15 protein-coding genes are annotated in these 16,482 nt (G+C 38.0%); 6 read left to right on the top strand and 9 right to left on the bottom strand.

All coding sequences use genetic code 11. The annotated features are described in order from the left end of the window. Positions 1-94 precede the first annotated feature (94 nt). Complete coding sequence (locus HMPREF9455_RS06045) at positions 95-577, top strand: MarR family winged helix-turn-helix transcriptional regulator (RefSeq protein WP_006798738.1); 483 nt, start codon at positions 95-97, stop codon at positions 575-577. On the opposite strand, the gene HMPREF9455_RS06040 is transcribed toward HMPREF9455_RS06045, so the two are convergent. The 8 genes from HMPREF9455_RS06040 to HMPREF9455_RS06005 form a co-directional block, all read right to left on the bottom strand. Then, positions 564-1,451: a beta-1,6-N-acetylglucosaminyltransferase gene (locus HMPREF9455_RS06040; protein ID WP_006798737.1), complete on the bottom strand. Its 888-nt coding sequence runs from the start codon at positions 1,449-1,451 to the stop codon at positions 564-566. The two genes, HMPREF9455_RS06045 and HMPREF9455_RS06040, sit on opposite strands and share 14 nt — an antisense overlap. A 4-nt stretch (positions 1,452-1,455) precedes the next feature. Continuing rightward, a complete protein-coding gene (locus HMPREF9455_RS06035; RefSeq protein WP_245532166.1) occupies positions 1,456-2,511 on the bottom strand; it encodes an endonuclease/exonuclease/phosphatase family protein in 1,056 nt (351 codons plus the stop codon). After that, positions 2,495-3,952, bottom strand: a complete 1,458-nt coding sequence (locus HMPREF9455_RS06030; RefSeq protein WP_006798735.1) for a choice-of-anchor Q domain-containing protein — start codon at positions 3,950-3,952, stop codon at positions 2,495-2,497. Before HMPREF9455_RS06030 ends, HMPREF9455_RS06035 begins: the two co-directional genes overlap by 17 nt. Before the next feature lie 72 nt (positions 3,953-4,024). Further along, a complete protein-coding gene (locus HMPREF9455_RS06025; protein ID WP_006798734.1) occupies positions 4,025-4,780 on the bottom strand; it encodes a methyltransferase family protein in 756 nt (251 codons plus the stop codon). A gap of 44 nt (positions 4,781-4,824) precedes the next feature. After that, positions 4,825-5,238, bottom strand: a complete 414-nt coding sequence (locus HMPREF9455_RS06020) for an EamA family transporter (protein ID WP_006798733.1) — start codon at positions 5,236-5,238, stop codon at positions 4,825-4,827. A 168-nt stretch (positions 5,239-5,406) separates the two neighbouring features. After that, positions 5,407-6,132 (bottom strand): DsbA family oxidoreductase, encoded by a 726-nt coding sequence (locus HMPREF9455_RS06015; RefSeq protein WP_006798732.1) that lies wholly within the window; start codon positions 6,130-6,132, stop codon positions 5,407-5,409. 457 nt (positions 6,133-6,589) lie between these two features. Next, positions 6,590-7,654 (bottom strand): acyltransferase, encoded by a 1,065-nt coding sequence (locus HMPREF9455_RS06010; RefSeq protein WP_006798731.1) that lies wholly within the window; start codon positions 7,652-7,654, stop codon positions 6,590-6,592. A gap of 482 nt (positions 7,655-8,136) precedes the next feature. After that, positions 8,137-9,594 carry an aminoacyl-histidine dipeptidase gene (locus HMPREF9455_RS06005; protein WP_006798730.1) on the bottom strand — a complete coding sequence of 486 codons (1,458 nt, stop codon included), beginning with the start codon at positions 9,592-9,594 and terminating at the stop codon, positions 8,137-8,139. A gap of 232 nt (positions 9,595-9,826) precedes the next feature. Between HMPREF9455_RS06005 and HMPREF9455_RS06000 the strand changes: the two genes are divergently transcribed. From HMPREF9455_RS06000 to upp, 3 genes are all read left to right on the top strand, one after another. Continuing rightward, positions 9,827-10,444 (top strand): OmpH/Skp family outer membrane protein, encoded by a 618-nt coding sequence (locus HMPREF9455_RS06000; RefSeq protein WP_006798729.1) that lies wholly within the window; start codon positions 9,827-9,829, stop codon positions 10,442-10,444. Between the two features lie 94 nt (positions 10,445-10,538). Next, complete coding sequence (locus HMPREF9455_RS05995; protein WP_006798728.1) at positions 10,539-11,282, top strand: shikimate dehydrogenase family protein; 744 nt, start codon at positions 10,539-10,541, stop codon at positions 11,280-11,282. A 62-nt stretch (positions 11,283-11,344) separates the two neighbouring features. Then, complete coding sequence (gene upp, locus HMPREF9455_RS05990) at positions 11,345-12,001, top strand: uracil phosphoribosyltransferase (protein ID WP_006798727.1); 657 nt, start codon at positions 11,345-11,347, stop codon at positions 11,999-12,001. Positions 12,002-12,071: 70 nt separating this feature from the next. On the opposite strand, the gene HMPREF9455_RS05985 is transcribed toward upp, so the two are convergent. Then, on the bottom strand, positions 12,072-13,004 hold the full coding sequence (locus tag HMPREF9455_RS05985) for an HU domain-containing protein (RefSeq protein WP_006798726.1): 933 nt from the start codon (positions 13,002-13,004) through the stop codon (positions 12,072-12,074). A gap of 204 nt (positions 13,005-13,208) precedes the next feature. On the opposite strand from HMPREF9455_RS05985, the gene HMPREF9455_RS05980 reads away from it, so the two are divergent. Then, positions 13,209-13,805 carry a D-sedoheptulose 7-phosphate isomerase gene (locus HMPREF9455_RS05980; protein WP_006798725.1) on the top strand — a complete coding sequence of 199 codons (597 nt, stop codon included), beginning with the start codon at positions 13,209-13,211 and terminating at the stop codon, positions 13,803-13,805. A 302-nt stretch (positions 13,806-14,107) separates the two neighbouring features. Further along, entirely contained in the window at positions 14,108-16,480 is a 2,373-nt protein-coding gene (locus tag HMPREF9455_RS05975; RefSeq protein WP_006798724.1) for an SLBB domain-containing protein, read from the top strand. The last annotated feature ends 2 nt before the right edge of the window (positions 16,481-16,482 follow it).

The raw sequence follows: 16,482 nt of genomic DNA, 5'->3' as shown, positions 1-16,482 counted from the left end.
TTTTTATTTATATAACAAATGCTAAAGCTTTAAAAAATCTTTGATAAGCGGACTTCTTATCTTACATTTGTATACAATATAAGAGGAACCGTCAATGGAAAATGAAGAAATACTCAGCTTGGATGGAGATCAGGATCTTATCTTCCCTATCATCAACGGAAAAGTGTCGATGGCTATTAACCGTATGATGTACCGCAACCTTCGTAAAGAAGGTCTCGATATTACTCCCGAACAATGGACGGTATTAGCTTTCCTTTGGCGCGAAGATGGCGTTACCCAACAGACCTTATGTAATTCCACATTTAAAGATAAGCCCAGTATGACACGCCTGATCGATAATCTTGCTAAACAAAATCTTGTCTATCGTAATGCCTCCACTATAGACCGGCGCTCCAATTATATATTCCTCACGGATCTTGGTAAATCAATAAAAGACAAGGCCAATAAAGCAGTATATCAGACCATGGATGCTGCTCTGGCAGGAATTGACGAAGATGGGCTTAAGCAGGTGCGTTTCCTGTTGGCGGCTGTTTTCGGCAATATACGCGAGGCCTTGGAGGATTCTAATCGCTATTAGATCCTGATAAATACCTAATTAGCTTGTCCCGTAATGTCCCGGATACAGGGTATTCGAACTTTCTTGCGAAAAACGCCTCTGAACGGATAATGTCCTCAAAATCCCTTTCGTCCAGATTGGCAGGATATACTCCGTCCCTGTTTTCCCATAACATGTATCTCAGGTTCTTTTTTGCAACCTTTTCTTTGAATGGAGAATTCATCAATATGGAATGTAAAAAGATTTCTTCGGCACAAAATGTATATTTATAAGTTTCGAGAACATTCGGATGCTTATCGATAAAGCTGAGGTAGTATTCAACTGCCGGAAGTGTAAGAGTCCAATAGGTTGAACCTCCATAGAGACTGTTTAATTCGGATGGTAATTCCCTCTTATATCCTACAATCTTTTGCATCTGTACAAATGCTTTGATAAACAAACGTTGCCAGCTTTTAGCATTGAAAATCTCATATGGATTGTAATATATAACCCTGTTAAGTCCTCCTTCTATCCAGGTTTTAATAGGTAGTGGCCTGGCCGAAAGATACTCTGTTCCATGATTCTCTTTCAGATAACCGGATATCTGTTGCGGCGACTTTACAGGAAAATCCTGTCCTGTGATCAGGTGGACATAATCTATGTCTTTGTCTTTCGCGCATTCCTTCGATAAAAGGAGGATTGCTTTGAGGTGGTCGACGCTGCCCCAGTTGACTCTGTATTCCCGCGATACGAGCTTAACGGCAGGCTTCGATTCCAGTATCTTAATATCAGAATCGGTAATCCGGCTTTTCTTATCTATATGGATATAGAATGAATAGTCTTCATCGAAGAAGTCTACCAGTTCGTTTAATTGCTGTGGATTCTTATATGCTGTTACCAGTATGGCGTGCTTCATTTCTTTAGTCTTTAATAATCAAATCCATATAGATTGGTAGATGGTCGCTGTACCCGCCCGGATATTTAAATCCTGAGTAAGTACGCAATGGTTTCTGTCCGCCACCTCCGGACTTTGTATTATCATCGTGCAAGAGGAACGATGCAGAGTAAATATGTGCATCTTTATCTTTTATCGAAATTTTACAAGAGGGTTTCAACAGGTTTCCACTTATAATAAATTGATCTATAAAGTTCCACTTTCCCTTATATTTATAGGAACCTGCATTTTTCTCGCCCAGACGATGATAAAACATATTGTATAAGTTTTTGTCCGTAACCGGGGATTTGATGCTATGCGCACCAAGACTTTCGGATAGGCTTATATCATTCGGATAGTCGTTGAAATCACCCATAATAATTATATTCGCTTTCTTCCGTATACGGAAAAGGCTGTCTGCTTTCAGTCTCAAGAGTTCTGCACACCGGATACGGTCGGGTCTTGTCCTTTTGATCCCCTCACGCCGTGAAGGGAAGTGGCAAACAAATATATCTAATATCTCATCGTTAATGACTTTCCCTGTAACATGGAGTATATCCCGCGTTGTTTTCGATGGGTCTGATTCCAGTGTAGGGGTATAAGACCTTTTACTTATTATCTTTATCTGGTCCCGCTGATAGAGTAGGGCAGTATTCGACCCTCTGTTATCTTTGGAGTTGGTGATTATATATTCATACTTATGTTTCCTTAATCCGGCTCTTCTGGTAAGGTCGAACAGTACAGAATCATTTTCTACTTCGCATATACCGACTAATGCAGGAGGGTATCTATCGTCACCAACAGATGATATTACCGTGCTTATATCGTTCAGTTTCTTCCAATACCGATAGCTTGTCCAGTGCAATTGACCGCTTGGAGTAAGGTCGTCATCGTTTGTCTCCGGGTTGTCTTTTATGTCGTACATGTTCTCTACATTGTAGAACATGATACGGAAATTTTCCTGTGCATTCACTTGCATACTGATTATCAGTAGCAATATAATGCCCTGTAATATCCTCCAACGTTTACTTAACCCGCTCATAACAACCAATATCGGGGGAATCCTGACGGGATTTACCCCGCAAATCAAAAGGTAATCCTTTTGAGTATGTTTTATCAGCTTTATCTATGGCCGGAGATGATTCCTGTAACTCAAAGTTGTATGAATAGATACCTTCCGTATTTAAGTCTTTGAATAGAGGGTCTTTATTCCATATTATATTTTCAAAGTGCGAGTCTGAAATCTCCGTACCTTTTATCAGGCAGTTTATGAACTGATGATTGTAGACTGCGTCAGCGTTTCTATTCATTAAGAATTCTCTGTTCAATGAACCGTAAATGATAGAGTTCATAAAGTCACATTGAGCTAGCGGTGTCTCTTTACTATTGCTTATTACCAGACTTTCCACGGTCCTTGCCGACCATCTGAAATAATTGGCGATAGTACAATGCAGGAATGAATATTTTCCTCCATTGAGATTCAATGCAGCTCCTTTCGAGTTGACAAACAGGCAGTTCCCCCCGTCAATATTACTGTTTGTAGCTGATACCCCATATTCCAATGTGTTTTGTACAACTGCATTCAATAAGGTCGCTTTTTTATATTGTATATCTGATGCATGGAATGTTATACCTTTTGTGGCATTCCGTATATTTATATTTTCAAGTTGGTTGTTGTAACTTTCGGGATAAAAATATACCCCATCCCATTGTCCCGGAACGTTGTCGTAAGGTATATCTGCTTCAATTTTATCAAAGCGGTCTCCTCTGAAAATAACAGGCTTTTCTATTATCCCGTTAGCTATGAGTGTCCCGTGTATCCGGATAGAAGCATTATTCCTGAAAAAGACTTTGGTGCCTTCAGCCATTGTCGCCGTAACCCCTTTATCGATCACGATGGAGTCATATACAAGGAGCGGCTTCTTGCCTGCAATTACAGAGTCTTGGGTAATCCGTCCGCCTTTCCATATATAGACATCCTGTCCTACAGCTTCCAGTTGCAGATATTGGATATTTCCGTTTGTTTCGAATCTGATAGAATCGCGTATCAACAGCGGATTTTCATTATCCGTAGGATTCACAGTAACTTCTATGAATCCAAAAAGACTGTCTTTTTTCAGTATTTCTACATTTGAGAGCTTCGTTCCTTTTTCTCCGTCGATATTCATTCTGAATCCGCTTTTTGCCGGGTTCATCAATTCTACCGAGCCTATCACGAGTGATTTGCTGTTCTTATTATATATTTTAAACTGGCGAGTCGCAGAACCGATAGTCGTAAATACGGTATCGAAACTGATTGTATCGCTCGAGAATGAGAGGTCCAGGCTCTTGTCGTCCGAAAAATCATCTCCATCTTTACAGCAGCTGAATATCGAAAGGAAAACGGAGAATAGAATAATCCCCCTTGCCAGCCTTTTCATAGGAAACAACAGATAAAGCAGTTTCTTTAATTTGCAATTAGTTCCCGTTATTTTATAACTCATAATTAATGATTCGTGTACTCTGTCATTTTTATCTCGCCATACCAAATTTCAGATAAATGTAAAAGATATATTTTATCGGCCGGCTTCATTTAAAACTCCGGTTTTCTTTTTCAAATATTTCAATACGCAATAAGAGATTATACTTATCAGGCACGTTATAATGAGAAAGTAATTATAGGCATTCTGATGTTCCACCCATTCTCCGGACAAATCGAAAGCACAGAATATCAGAAACAAGGCGAGCAACCCGTTCTTCTCTTTTTTCAATACTTTTTTCCAGCTAAACGATAATGACGGTTTTATAAACAGCCCGAAGTCCGGTAAAAAAGCTGGAGTCTTGTTTGCCCATTCACTGTAAACTGTTCCGAATTTCCTGCTTAGGAATTGTTCTTCCGCAAACATGATTCTTTCGTAGTAAACCCAGTATAGAAGGCAAAAGGCAATAATAAACCACAGGTTGCCGGTCAGCAGGCATACTCCTAACCACATTAAAAAATTTCCCAGATAAAGCGGATGCCTTACAACAGAATACACGCCGGTGGTATTGAGTGTATCCGCAACTTGCCCGTTGGCAGTGTTCCTGCCCGACGTATTTTCCGGTGTATATCCTACGGTATAAATACGGATACCTAACCCTAACAGGCTTATAACCAGGCATACCACCTCATAATATGCTTCGTAAAGAGTTCCTTCGAGTATAAATGTCTCAGGGTATATTTCCGTCTGCAAATATAAATATGCGCCTATAAACAGGATGATAATGGGTAATATACCCCTATAGCGGAAAAGCCAATTTCCTTGCCGCTCAAATTCTTCTTTCAATGCCATATCGCTTTTCTATTGATGTAATTAAACATATAATCATAACTTTACTACCAAATTAGCACTATTGTCCCGGCGAGGATCAATGTTCCGCCGGCAATAGTTTTTATATCTATTGGTTCTTTCAGGAAAATAAATGCCAGCACCATTACAAAAACAATGCTCAATTTATCAATCGGCGCAACTTTCGATACATCGCCTGTCTCCAGAGCCTTAAAATAAAATATCCATGAAAGTCCTGTGGCTAATCCCGACAAAATCAAAAAAACAAGGTTGACTTTACTTAATTCCTTTGCATCTTTCAGATGACCGCTGAAAAAGACGATACCCCAAGCTAAGAAGAGTACAACTGATGTCCGGATAGCAGTAGCCAGATTTCCATTGATATCTTTCACTCCAACTTTGGCTAAAACGGCTGTGAGCGCAGCAAATATGGCTGATAAAAGAGCATAGTATTTCCACATATTCTTCTTCCCTATATATGTTCGCCGAACCGGAAAGTAAATTCGGTGGATATTATTTTTACAACCATTATAACGGATTTCATGAGGTCCTTATTATTCCACTATCAACCTATTTTCATTTTTATGCGAGACATTTCCTTTTATCAAAGCCACCGGGTGGTTTGTGATTCAACTGCAAACGCCATCTATAGAACAGGATTGCCCGCTTATGATTTCTCCTTTTTCGCTGGATACACCGTTTTGTTCCCATTCGGCATATGCTTTCGTCAATACCTCCAGATAATCTTCAACAGGAATGGAACCCTGCACTATTTGCTTGTTGTTGAATACATAGAAAGGGATATATTCAAGATTAAGTTCGTTTTCACTATATTCGATATCCTCTTTTATCTTGTCCATATATTTATCGCTGTCCAGCATTTCTACAATGGATTTCTCTGTCAGTCCTATTTGTGTCCCCAATTTCACCAGAATGCTGTTGTCGCTTATGTCTGCACCTTTCACAAAATACGCATCGAAGAGTACCTCTTCGGCTTCGGTTGCCAGTCCCGATTCATTTGCCAGCTTCACCAGACGGAGGGCATCGGACGTATTAGCCACGATAAGATTGTCGTAATCATAATTTAATCCGACTTCCTTTGCCAGTTTAGCCGTATTTACCATTGTTTCATGAGCCTCATTTACACTCATCTGATACTTGGCCGCGAAATATCCATAGATTTTCGACTCCAGAGTTTCTTTAGGGAGTTCGGGGTCTAATTCATAACTATGCCAGACAAGTTCTACGTTGTCTCTATGAGGAAACAGGTTTAAGGCCATTTCTAATTTTCGCTTTCCTATGTAACAATACGGGCAGGCTATATCTGACCATATATCTATTTTCATTTTGTTCATTATTGACGTTTTTTTATATTGTTGATAACTAGTTTTGTAAGTTTTAAAAGGTAACAAAAGTAACAAAGAAAACAATTAAGAATTAATAATTAATAATACCCTTGTCATGCTGAGCAGAGCGAAGCATCTCGTCAGTTAGTAGTTAACAACTTGTATCTCGTTTACTTGTAACTGCCCGCAGGGCGTAGTAACTCGTAACTGTTAAAAGGTAACAAAGGTAACACTTTTTTCAGTGAACAGTCATCAGTTAACAACTTGTATCCCGTGTCTTGTCTACTCGTATCTCATATAACTTAAAACTTACTACTTGTTAAAAGGTAACAAAGGTAACAGTTTTTTGTTTTTTATTTATTACTTTTTATCATTTCAAAGAGCTGCAAAACAATGCTTTATTGTATAGATAAATATATTTGTTATATTTAAAAAGTAACAAGGTTCTGGTAATACAAAGATACTATTAACCTATAATATATTTGTTTTTTGGCAGATATGAAATTACTTTTATAATAATATAAGATGCCAGAAACGTGCATATGGTAAGTAGGGGAATTTTTATCGCGGCTGATGCAAAAACATCGTTAAAAGCCCAGAAAAAGAAATTTAATACTATTATATGTACTAGGTATATCCCGTAGCTCAAGACGGAGATACTGGTTATCACTTTTTTTAGAATAGTATCTTTTCTGTATTTGATATTCTTTATAACTAAAAATAGTCCTAAAGCCATCATTGCCACATTGATGGTCCCATAGTTCCACGACAATTCCAGATCAGATACTAATTCTTGTGTATTGAGCCTGTTGGCAAAAAGTGAATAGGTAACGATGTATCCAATTATAATTAAGGAGAATCCTATTGGCAGGTCCAATTTACTCTTTGCTATACAGAATTTTTTGAGATAGAAACCCAGTATGGCGAATCCGAGAAATCCGGTAAAGTAATATAGCAGGGATGTCGGATTCCAGTAACATTCTCCCAATACCTCGGGGAATACCTGATGTATATAAGGGAGGAGTAATGTAGCTGCCCATATAATGAGGTAAAAATGCAGGCTGCTGCGCGATGCGCTATTCAGCCAGGGAGATATAATAGGGAAGAATAGGTATAATCCGATCAGCATATAGATGTACCAAAGATGTCCGACTTCCACTCCATAGTTAACCGGGATTTTAGCTATATTGGTAAACATGCCTTCTATATCGGTCTTGCCCATAGTGAAAGCATAAAGTGCATATAGTACACACCATACGATAAACGGAATTAATACACGTGTGAAACGTTTCTTGAAGAACACATTCATTTGTTCCTTGACAGGCAGGACAAAATAGCCTGTAATCATTATAAACAAGGGTACTGCTGTTCTGAACAATGAATTGTAGATGTTGACCCAAAATGCATCATCTCCACTTACGATGGTTCCTCCGTCTCCGATATAGTAAAATTCACCGGCGTGTACCTGTATTACCATATAGCAGGCTAATACTCTGAGCAAATCGAGACTGAATACTCTTTCTCCTTTCATTTTTTTGTCTTAATTAGTGTTTTATATTGGTATTTTCTGTTTTTGTTTTAATCTTCGATTGTTTTCTGCTACGCGCAATCGAAGATTGCTTGTGTCCCTTTTGCCCAAAGCCGCAAAAGGAACCAAAAACGCTTTAGCGCCCTGCTTCAAAGGCCGACCCGTTAGCAGAAGAGACGACTAAACGAAAAAACTCGCTCCAAGGTTTGTATAATCCGTATACTCGGATAAGCTCAAACACGTTTTCGTTTTTTAGCCTTTCTCTCCTGACGGGTACCCGAGGAACGAAGCGCTAGCCTTTTGGTTCGTTTTGGGCAATGCCAAAATGAACATTCTGACGAAACGAAGTGTAGTCGAAATTAATCGAATATTAAAATATATCAACACATCCTTTTATGAAAAATGCCGTGCCAATAAGCATATTACTATCGGCACGGCAAATTCCTTTATTTCAGGTATTATATATCAAAATAATGTACCTGATATTATTTAGCAGGAATGTTCTTCAATATTTCCAGTAAGAAAACCCACCATTTTTCAACAGAAGGGATTTCAACCTGTTCTTCCGGCGAATGGGCATTACGGATTGTAGGTCCACATGAGATCATGTCCAGATGCGGATATTTTTCGAGGAAAAGTCCGCATTCGAGACCGGCATGGATCGCCATTATTTCCGGCTCTTTGTCAAATAACTTCTTGTAAGCATCTTTAGCTACACCCAATACTTTAGAATCCGGATTAGGTCTCCACCCCGGATATCCGGCCGAGTGTACCACATCAGCTTTCGCAAGAGTGAATACAGCATTGACTATATCTCCTGCATCATCTTTCAGTGAATTTGTAGAACTTCTCTGGCTTGTAGTTATCAGGATCGTATTTCCCTCTTTCATTTTCACGGAAGCCAGATTTGTGGATGTTTCCACCAATCCCGGTATTTCGAAACTCATGCCCAGTACACCATGAGGGCAGGCGTATAGTGCGTTCAGCAGATTGTTAGTTGTATCTTTGTCTATAATAAACGATGGAGCATCAGTCGATTCCACTGTCATTTTCAGATTTGGGTCTATGCTTTTCAACTCAGCTTCGATTTCCGGAGCCAGTGTATTCAATGCCACTATTACCTCTTCCTTTTTATTATAAGGTACTCCTGCTATAGCATATGCTTCGCGGGCAATAGCATTATGCAGGTTTCCTCCATTAAATTCAGCAAGGGAAAGATCGTATTTTTTGCTGAGTTCCCATAGATAGCGGTTAAGTATCTTATTTGCATTACCCAGGCCTTTGTGGATTTCCGATCCGGAATGCCCTCCGTTCAATCCTTTTACCTGAGCCTTAAACCAGAAATAGTTTGCAGGAATGTTTTCCGGTTTGTATGTAAATGTAGCAGTAGTTATCTTACCTCCTGCGCATCCTATATATACTTCACCTTCTTCTTCTGTGTCCAGATTGATAAGAATATCTCCATTCAGGAAATCTTTACTTAATGCATAAGCGCCTGTCAGACCTGTTTCTTCATCCACTGTGAACAGGCATTCCAGTTTACCGTGTTCTATTGTATCCGATGAAAGTATAGCAAGGGCTGCTGCTACTCCGATGCCGTTATCTGCACCCAGAGTTGTTCCTTTGGCCTTTAACCAGTTGCCTTCTACAACTGTCTCTATCGGGTCATTGTCAAAATCATGGACAGTACCGCTGTTTTTCTCACATACCATATCTACATGTCCCTGAAGTATCACGGTCGGAAGATTTTCTTTGCCTTTAGTCGCAGGCTTGGTTATAAGCACATTTCCGGCATCATCTTTTTTAACCTCCAGATTATGCTTTTTTGCAAAATCGAGCAGATAAGCTATTATTTTACCTTCTTTTTTCGATGGCCGCGGGATCTGGCTTATTTCATAAAAATAGTTCCATACTGCGCTCGGCTTTAAATCTTTTATTGTCATATTCAGTTAAATTTTTTAGTAGATGACCACTCTAATTAGTAATAACATCTAAAATTAGATAGATAACCTATAAAAAGCAATTTTTTTACATCTTTTAAAGGTTTCAATATAGCGTTGTTTTAACATAAAGATATATCTTTGCCAAGTCGTTCTCAAAAATGGGTATGGAAATGAGACTCGTACTGACGGATTTTCTGTATTTAAAAAAGGATTAACTAATGCATTTAAATAAATGAAGAATATCTCTTATGTTATTAACGGTGTACTTGCAGTTGCAATAATCGTATTGTTTATTTTATTTTTTACCTCTAATAAGAAAAGCACGGAAGGTGGATCTGCATCCCTGAAATTTGCAGAAGGTGATTCTACAGGCGTTTTACCTATAGCTTATGTCAATGTTGACTCCTTACTTATCAATTACAATTACGCCAAAGATGCAAATGATGTATTGATGAAAGAGTATAACAGTTCCAATGCAACATTGAATAACAAACAACGCCAATTTGAAAATGAAGTAGCTGATTTCCGTAAGAAAATCGATAACAATGTATTTCTAAGTCAGGAACGTGCTCAGCAAGAACAAGTCCGTATACAGAAGATGGAGGCTGACCTTCATGCTACAGCAGAACGGTTGAGAGAAGATTATATGAAAAAACAGGCTAAAGTAAATGCGGAGATAACCGATTCGGTTCGTGTTTGCCTGAAAGATTATAATAAAAAAGCTAATTATCAGGTGATCTTTAGTAATACAGGATTAGATAATATTCTGTTGGCGAAGGATTCATATGATATTACGAAAGATGTGATACAGCTACTCAATAGCCGTTACAAACCCGAAGCCGCTAAATAGAAGAATTAAAAATATAGAAATAGGATAATTGCCAATTGGTATTATCCTATTTTTTTATACCTTCTCAGCTCTTAAAATTAAATTTATTGATATTATGGATTTATATGGAATTGTGGGGAACCCTTTAGCTCAGTCCTTTTCTCCCCGGTTTTTTACAGAGAAATTTTCGAAGGAGAGTATTGATGCAGAATATGTGAAATTTGAAATTCCTGAGATTTCTTTATTTCCGGATATTGTAAGTTCGCATCCGAATCTCAGAGGATTGAATGTTACTATTCCCTATAAGGAAAAGGTGATTCAATACTTAGACGATCTGGATCCTCAGACCAGAGAACTCGGAGCGGTAAATGTAATAAAAGTAGTAAGAAGCGGATCGAAGGTTAAACTGATAGGATATAATTCAGATATTGTAGGTTTCCGGAATTCTATTGCTCCACTTATCAATAAAGATATTCATAAGAAAGCTTTGATTTTGGGAACTGGAGGAGCATCCAAAGCGGTAGCCGGAGGGTTGAAGAATCTCGGTTTGGATTTTACTTACGTTTCCCGTACACCCAAAGCAGGACAATTACAATATCAGGATTTGGATAAAGATATATTTAGTGAATATACGGTAATTGTGAATGCGTCGCCACTGGGTACATTCCCTAATGTAGATGAAGCGCCGGATATCCCCTATCAGTATCTGACCCGGGATTGCTTGTTGTATGATCTGGTTTATAATCCGGCCGAAACAAGGTTTCTGAGGTTGGGAAAAGAAAGAGGTGCTAAGGTGAAAAATGGTGCAGAAATGCTTGAATTGCAGGCTTTGGCAGCCTGGGATATATGGAATAGATAAATTTTTATTATCAATTCTGTGAAATTGAAAGAAAACAATTAAATTTGGATCAAAATATAATAATGAAAACAATAAATTTATCGGAACAAAACACTGTATTGAATCGTTTTGTCAGTGAACTGCGCGATGTGGAAATCCAAAAAGACAGCATGCGCTTCAGGCGTAATATAGAAAGGATAGGGGAAATTATGGCTTATGAGATAAGTAAGACGTTGAATTATTTCCCTTTAGAAACTGTGACTCCACTAGGTACTTCGGTAACAAACGTTCCCTCCGACCCTATTGTAATAGGTACTATTCTGCGTGCCGGACTGGTATATCATCATGGCTTTCTGAATTGTTTCGATCAGGCAGAGAACGCATTTGTTTCAGCATATAGGAAGTATCGTGAAAACCATCAGAGCTTTCATGTGCATATCGAATATATAGCATCCCCCCGAATTGAGGATAAGATACTGATCCTTACAGATCCGATGTTAGCGACAGGTGGAAGTATGGATTTGTCATATCAGGCATTGCTGACAAAAGGCCAACCGAAACATATTCATATTGCAACTATTATTGCAAGTCGGCAAGCGATAGATTATTGCGAGCAAAACTTCCCTAAAGACAGGACTACTATCTGGGCAGCGGCAATAGATCCGGAGCTGAATGAATATGCCTATATTATTCCGGGACTGGGAGATGCCGGAGATTTAGCATATGGAGAAAAAGAGTAAAAAAAGATAACGCTAAAATAAGGAAAGTCCGGAACTCCCGGACTTTCCTGTTTCCTGTAATATGATGAGTTTAGTTGTTTCTTTTGGAATAAAGCCATGCCGTTTCAAATTTCGGGTTCTCTTTCCTGAAAGAGTCAAGAAATGATTCGGCCTGTGTCTTATCCTCAAACGAAGATATATATATTCTGTATCTGTCGCTTCCTTCTATAATGTCTGCATCATTAAATCCATTTTTCTTAATTTTAGAAAGCAGATTGTTCGCTCTATCCATTGTGTCTTCTCCTCCGACAATAATATAATAGATACGTCCGGATTTGGGCTTGACCAGGCTATTTTCAGCTGTGTTGGTGATTTGCCCGTTTTCGGTCTTGTTGTCCAGATCTTTAACAATTTCGCTATTACGTTGTGATAACGAGCTTGTAATTGCAGATATAAAATCAGCTTTTTGAGAGGTTCTGTTATTGCTGTCTTTAATGTTGATGGGGGTGATGAAAAGTGCAATCGCGGCTACACCGGCAGCGACGGCACCAATTGTATATTTTATGGACAGATTTCTTTTATCTCTTACAATGATTTTATCTATTTCGGCCAATTGTTTTATGCTGGTAGGGTATAATCCAAATAAACCGGGATGTATAATCGATCTGTTCTGTGCGAAAAGAATATTTCCTTCAGCATCAGTTGTAAATGAACCAAGGTTGCCAAATGAAACAGTTTTGCCATCTTTCAGATTCGTTTTAATTACTGTCACAAATTCTTTTATCTTTTTGCATGCAGCGTTATAGGATATCTTCTCGTCTTTGGCTATATATGATGCAATAATTCCATCATTATGATTCAGTTCCGGATTGAAAACAATACTGTGTTTAGGTGATTTGATTTCGCCGTTGGATAAGAATGCTGCCGGTTCCATGTTTAATATGAAGCCTCCGAAATCGGGTATAATAACACAATTGTGTATAGGAAGTGAAAATTCTAAGTATTTAAATATTGTTTTTTCCATAATGCAAATATAAGCATAAGCTGAATAATTTTGTAGTAAAAAAAGGATTTTATTTTTCAATTGATGCATTGTGGTCACGCTCAAGATGTAAAAGGTTTTGCTCGTGTTTTATGGTGTATGATAGGGACTGTAGAAAAGACTATTCATAAAAAAGTGTAGTTTGATATAAAAGCATTAATTTTGTACAAAAAAGAAATGTGGATTATGGATACTGAAAGTATAATTAAGAACCAGATAGAGAAGTCGATTTCTGTGAAAGAAGCAATATTGACTGATGTTGCTTTGTTGAAGAATATTCAGGATGCAGCGGAAATGGTTACAGAGGCTTATCGGAAGGGATTTAAGACCTTGCTGGCCGGTAATGGTGGGAGTGCAGCCGACGCTCAGCATATTGCTGGAGAATTTGTTAGTCGATTTTATTTTGACCGGCCTGGTATTCCGTCTATTGCGTTGTCTACAGATACGTCTATTCTGACAGCTATAGGTAACGATTATGGTTTTGACCGGCTGTTTGAACGTCAGGTTCAAGCTCATGGCCAGGCTGGAGATGTTTTTATAGGGATCACTACTTCCGGTAATTCCGAGAATATACATAGAGCTCTGATTGCATGCAAGGATAAAGGAGTTAAGACGATTGTCTTTACAGGAAAAGGAGGAGGCCGTGTTGCGGATATTTGTGATATATCCATAAAAGTTCCATCTGATGAGACTCCACGTATACAAGAATCTCATATCCTTATCGGGCATACAATATGCTGTATTGTGGAGGAAGAATTATTCGGATATTTGAATAAAGAATAACTGTTTTATCATTACATTGCATTTTATGATGGTTAGATAAAAGACAAAATGTTTGTTGATAATACGCTTGTTTTCAGCTAAAAAATGTCTACATTTGTAGCGCTAAAAAAAGAAGGAGAATAGTACGGCTGATGTGACCGTTGCAACTATTTGATTTTATGAGCTATGTGTTTATTTAATGAAGATAAAATACCTCTGTGGTTTTTCGGCAGAGAATACCTTATACAAAATAAAAGAAACAGCAATAAGTTATATTACTCAATTAGAGAATCATAAATTCCCGGAAAAATTAACTCAAATATATGAAAAGACTTATTCTTTATTTATTTACTTTTTTAATTTCGATTTGTTCCCTTTTTGCTCAAATGTCAGATGATCAGGTGATCAGCTATGTCAAGTCTGAAATGGATAAGGGGACATCTCAGCAATCAATAGCTGCCGAGTTGTTAAAAAGAGGTGTGACGCAAGGACAGGTGGAGAGGATAAAAGATCAGCAAAATCAACAACGGCAGGTGGTCTCTCCTGGGGTTATTAATGATGATTCAAAATTGCGGACTGACGTGTTGGATGAAACAATGGCCAACCAGCCAACAGTAGAAAATAAACAGAGAATATTTGGAAAAGATATATTTAATAAGAAAAATTTATCTTTTACCCCGAATGTTAATATTCCTACCCCCGAAGATTATAAACTCGGACCTGGAGACGAGGTCGTGATTGATATTTGGGGGGCATCACAAGCATCTGTGCGACAGACTATATCTCCGGAAGGAAGTATCAGGGTTGATCGACTGGGACCTGTTTATTTAAGTGGAATGACAATTAAGGAAGCGAACGATTATGTTCAACAGAAATTTTCCGGTCTTTATTCTGGAATAGGTGATTATGAGGGTGCTTCACAAATAAAACTTACTTTAGGGCAGATAAGAACTATTCAAATAAATATAATGGGTGAGGTGTCGGTTCCAGGCACTTATTCCATGTCTTCATTATCTTCAGTCTTTCATGCATTATATAATGCAGGAGGTATAAATGAAATAGGATCACTAAGAATGATTCAATTGTATCGTAAAGGAAAATTAATTAAAACGGTGGATATTTATAAATATTTATTGGACGGCGATTCAAGTGGAGATATACGATTAAATGATGGAGATATTATTATTGTCCCACCATATATATCATTGGTTGAAATAACAGGGAAAGTAAAGCGCCCGATGTTTTATGAGATGACTTCTCAGGAAACTTTAGCCGATTTAATTAAGTATTCTGGCGGCTTTGTAGGTGATGCATACCGGAATGAGGCTGGATTAGTGAGGAAAACTGGAGGTTACGATAAGGTGTTTACATTAGCATCTGATAACTTTAAAAACTTTATTCTTGACGATGGAGACCAGATTACAATTCATGCTGGGTTAAATCTATATGAAAACAGAGTAGAGGTTCAGGGTGCTGTTTATCGGTCAGGCTACTATGAGATCGGAAAAGATATAAAGACAGTCAAGGATTTGATAGAAAAAGCAGGTGGACTGAAAGATGATGCATTTTTAAGCAGGGCTATATTGACAAGAGAAAAGGCTGATTTAACAATAGAGAATTTATCAATTAACTTAAGTTCGCTTCTTAAAGGTACCGTCAGCGATATAGTATTGAGAAAAAATGATGTCTTATTTGTTGCCACAAATGCTGTTGTTATGGACTTAGGTAACTTTGCTATATATGGAAATGTGGCAAATCCTGGTTCATATAAATATGCAGATAATACAACAATTGAAGATCTTATAATCCGAGCTGGAGGATTATTAGGATCAGCATCTACCGCTAAGGTTGATGTTGCCCGAAGAATAGTAGACCCCATGAGTACGGAAAGTCAATCTGTGATTGCAGAAACATTTACTTTTAGTATAAAAGATGGTTTAATTGTGGATGGAGTCTCTAATTTTGCATTGATGCCATATGATCAAGTGTATGTGCGTAGAAGTCCGGGATATATTGAACAACGTAATATTGAACTTCAGGGAGAGGTTTTGTTCCCTGGAACTTATGCCCTTAAAGAGAAAACAGAGCGGATCTCTGATATAATTGCTCGGGCAGGAAATTTAACACCACATGCATATTCTCAAGGAGCAAAATTGGTAAGAGAAAAATCACAAGCAGAAATAGCAAGTCAGAAAAAATCTATTAGGATGATATCTGAAAGTGGATCAACAGATTCTATATCTTCGGAATTGATGGATGTGGAGAAATACTATTCAATAGGGATAGAATTGGATATGGCTCTTAAGTATCCTAGATCGGAATTTGATTTGGTTTTAAAACCCGGAGACAGGCTAATGATTCCGGAGTATGATAATACAGTGAAAATTAATGGAGCCGTAATGTACCCGAATACTATACTTTACAAAAAAGGAGAAAAGGTTTCATATTATATTGATCAGGCCGGAGGCTATAATGATGTGGCTCAGAAGAAGAGAGCATACATTGTTTATATGAATGGAACAGTTGCAAAGGTTAAAGGTTCAAGTAAAGATGCTATTCAACCTGGTTGTGAAATAGTAGTCCCAACCAAAGAGCAAAAACAAAAAATGACATTGGCAGAAACTATTAGTATTGGTACAAGTATAACTTCGATGGCGTCGGTTGTGGCTTTATTGATTAATGCATTGACTAAATAAAG

The sequence above is a fragment of the Dysgonomonas gadei ATCC BAA-286 genome, assembly GCF_000213555.1.
Lineage (GTDB): Bacteria > Bacteroidota > Bacteroidia > Bacteroidales > Dysgonomonadaceae > Dysgonomonas > Dysgonomonas gadei.
Note: the sequence above shows the minus strand (reverse complement) of the source record. Positions and strands in the feature narration are given on the sequence as shown.